4 protein-coding genes and 1 pseudogene are annotated in these 3,216 nt (G+C 56.1%); all 5 read left to right on the top strand.

The features are described 5' to 3' along the window. The coding region (locus RG19_RS17785) for a hypothetical protein (RefSeq protein WP_202905360.1) at nucleotides 1-460 on the top strand (460 nt) is incomplete at its 5' end. A 58-nt stretch (nucleotides 461-518) separates the two neighbouring features. After that, on the top strand, nucleotides 519-1,055 hold the full coding sequence (locus RG19_RS16995) for a contractile injection system protein, VgrG/Pvc8 family (RefSeq protein WP_058836302.1): 537 nt from the start codon (nucleotides 519-521) through the stop codon (nucleotides 1,053-1,055). A gap of 16 nt (nucleotides 1,056-1,071) precedes the next feature. Further along, a complete protein-coding gene (locus RG19_RS17780; RefSeq protein ID WP_157515325.1) occupies nucleotides 1,072-2,109 on the top strand; it encodes a glycoside hydrolase family 19 protein in 1,038 nt (345 codons plus the stop codon). Between the two features lie 49 nt (nucleotides 2,110-2,158). Beyond that, nucleotides 2,159-2,674, top strand: coding sequence for a hypothetical protein (locus tag RG19_RS17775; protein ID WP_157515324.1), 516 nt, complete (start codon nucleotides 2,159-2,161; stop codon nucleotides 2,672-2,674). Between the two features lie 81 nt (nucleotides 2,675-2,755). Further along, nucleotides 2,756-3,148 (top strand): annotated as a pseudogene (locus RG19_RS17770) (type VI secretion system Vgr family protein); the annotation flags it as partial. Nucleotides 3,149-3,216 lie beyond the last annotated feature (68 nt).

Below are 3,216 nucleotides of genomic sequence, written 5' to 3'. Positions count from 1 at the left end.
ACCAGCAGAAAAAGAAATAGTCTCCATCGAAAGATATGGTCCGCTCGCACGGACAGAGGTATATTCTGTGACCGATGAAGATGAAATAAAATTATCAACCACGATCGAAGATATCGATTATGATTTCAGTCGAGTTTCCATCAATTCTGGGAATGACCAGGATTCTTTTATTTCAATAAGAGGCGGTCGCGAGGAGGCTTTTGGCTGCATCGCTACAAAATCATATCTTTACGAAGCTCCTGACTCCGGCACAGCTACCACCATGTACCTCATACCTGACGATAAAGTCGTCATCAAAGATATCAGAAGAGTAAGAGGAGACGAATGGGCCGAGGTAACCTATTCGTCTTCAACACACGGGCTTATAAGAGCTTGGGTCGAAAGGCTATCAGTCCAACCACTTAACCAACTTGATGCGCCATGCGATGCACCAATTGCAGACAGCCCAATAACAAACTGAAGTAGTTGCAAAGACGATTGGCCGTCTTCCGAGAAGAGTAGGCCGGAACTCCATCGATATGGCAGAGATTGCGCGACCCGGGATCACTCACCCTCGTACGCAAAGGATTGCCGAGATGATCGTTTCCGATCCCTCCACCGGCCTCGCCGCCGCCCTGGCTTCGCTCGCCACCCCGTCGCAGCACGCGCGGCTGATCCAGCTCGTCGCGCCGGTCGACGGCCTGGTCGTCGAACGCTTCCACGCCACCGAGGCCGTCTGCGCGCCGTTCCGTCTCGACGTCGACGTGCTCGCGACCTCCGCCTTCGTCGACACCTCGGCCCTGCTCGGCCAGAGGCTGTCGCTGCAGCTGCGCCGCGCCGACGGCGGCCAGCGCACCTGGCACGCCCTGTGCGCCGCCGTCGCCCCGCTCGGCGGCGATCGACCCGATCCAGGGCTGGGCGCGCGAACGCGATCATCCGAACGTGGAGCGTTGCTCGCCGTGGGCATGGCCGGGCTTCGAATTGTTCGATACGGGCGAACTGCAGCCTCGCGAACTCTTCGCCCGCGAGCTATCTTCCAGCAGAAGGAGCACGCCATCCGAGCAAGGTGCATTTGAATCCAGCGCCCGCAGCGTGGAGGACAGCCCGCTGTTCGCAGCACTCGGCCAAGCCATCGATACCGACGACAACAAGCAGATCACGCCCCTCGAACTCCGCGACGCCTTGAAAAAGCCATGGCTGGCACAGGCTATCTCGCGGCTGGTGATCCGCTATCCCAGTGAGTGGGCGCCACCGATGGATCGCTGGAACCAGGTCGACAGCCTCATCGAGGATCCTGCCCTGCTGATCGACTGGCAACACGAGAAGCGCCGCATCGAGAGCCTGCATATCTGGCCGCATGTGGCGGGTGGTCATGGTCCTTCGAATTCGACGGTGCATCATCTGCACCCTATTGGGTTTGTTGAGAACTTTTTCAGAAGCAAGGTCGGACGCGTTACCGTCGAAATGCTACGACAGATATTTCCTTCCGCCCCTGAAGATCGACTACAGACTGTTACTGATGGCGTTAACTTAAATTTAGATCTCGGCAAGATCGATAGCGAAGAGCGCCTGACGCACTTTTTCGGACAAGTCCGGCAGGAGATAGGTCGATCAATGGAATTTCGCGAGAATCTCAGGTATTCCGCAGATGGGCTTTATACAAGCGACTTTTCTTATTACCGAGGTAATAGAGAGCGGTCGGATCGGGATGCACGCAACGAGGAAGCCATTGCAAATAATGCATATGCGGATGCCAACCGCTCCCCGGGATATCGGGTAGGAAACACCGAACCAGGAGATGGTTGGCGGTATCGAGGTCGAGGGCTGAAGCAGCTTACGGGACGAAGCAACTATCGAAAATTTACAACAGATCATGAGCGGATTTGGGGCGAAAGAATAGATTTCGAATCAAATCCGGACAGGGTCGATGAGCCGACATACGCCGTGCGATCAGGACTTGCATTTTGGGTCGAGAACCGCCTGTATGAGCATGCCGATACTGGAGTTACCAGAGAGGCCACGGACAGAATTACTACTGTTATAAACAGCAGGACGACTAGCCGAGCCGAAAGATGGAACTTCGTTCAACAAATTTGGCGCGATCGAATTTTCAGAGACGCATTTAGATGATGGCCTCACGAGGCATAAATAACGAATTCATACACCCACCGAGACTTATATGAAAAAACTGCTGCCGTCCTTCTTGCTATTTTTCGCCGCCACTTGTTTTGCCGAGCTTCCTGTCGGAGTGGAAGTTTATACCATAGCGGGGCTGGACGCCCCTATGAAAATAGAAAAGAAAGATTACCAATTCTATCTGTACGAGAATGACGGAAGCCACTCGATTAGTGGCAGACGTTCAAACGGAAAAGAAATAGATCACACAATTGATGATGCAGGAGTAGGAAGGGTCGAGAGAATTTTTGCAATCGATAGCCAGCCCTGCGGCACAAGCTCGATCGACCTCGTACTTCAAATAGCCCCCAGCCCGAGCTCTGAAAGTGATCGTAGAAATTACTATCGCATCGTCTTTGATTCGAACCTAGACAACGTCGTCTCCGAATTTTATGACCCTAGCATCGCAGCCGTTAATGCAATTCTTCCGCTACAAAGTGTAGAAGGAACAACCGATTCGGAAACTGGGAGAAAAATAATCTGCAATGGATCAAAACCGGAGATAGCCACAGAAGACTGAGCCCACGGCGAGCATGTCGGCAATGAGTCGAGTGATTCTGTCATCCACCTGCTCGTGGAGGCTGCACGCCGACGATGCTGCCACCGCCTGCACACCACCCTGGCCGAGAGCCGGCTGGAGCTGGGCTATCTGATCCAGCACGACGATGCCCGCCGCGGCGGCCTGCGCGGCCAGGGCGTGGAGCTGGCGAGCGCCGGCTGGGGCAACGTGCACGCCGCCCAGGGCCTGCTGCTGTCGGCCAGCGCCCGTCCCGACGGCACCTCGACGCAAATGGACATCGGCGACGCGATGGCCCAGCTCAAGGGCGCCGAGCGCACCGCCGAGGCGCTCCACGACACTCTGCAGCAACAGCAGGTGCCGGGCTTCGACGCCAATCCCCAGCTCGCCGCGCTGCGCGAAGCCCTCGACCCCGAAGCCGACGGCGCCTACAGCGGCAGCGTGGCCGGTCAGCCTGCGATGAAGCCGGCCGACGGCCGCGAAATCTGCATGTCGGCGGCTACTCCCCGAATCTCGTCGAGACGAATCAATGAAACCAACAATCC

Source organism: Luteimonas abyssi (assembly GCF_001482195.1).
GTDB lineage: Bacteria > Pseudomonadota > Gammaproteobacteria > Xanthomonadales > Xanthomonadaceae > Luteimonas > Luteimonas abyssi.
This window is presented reverse-complemented; position numbering and strand designations above follow the sequence as displayed.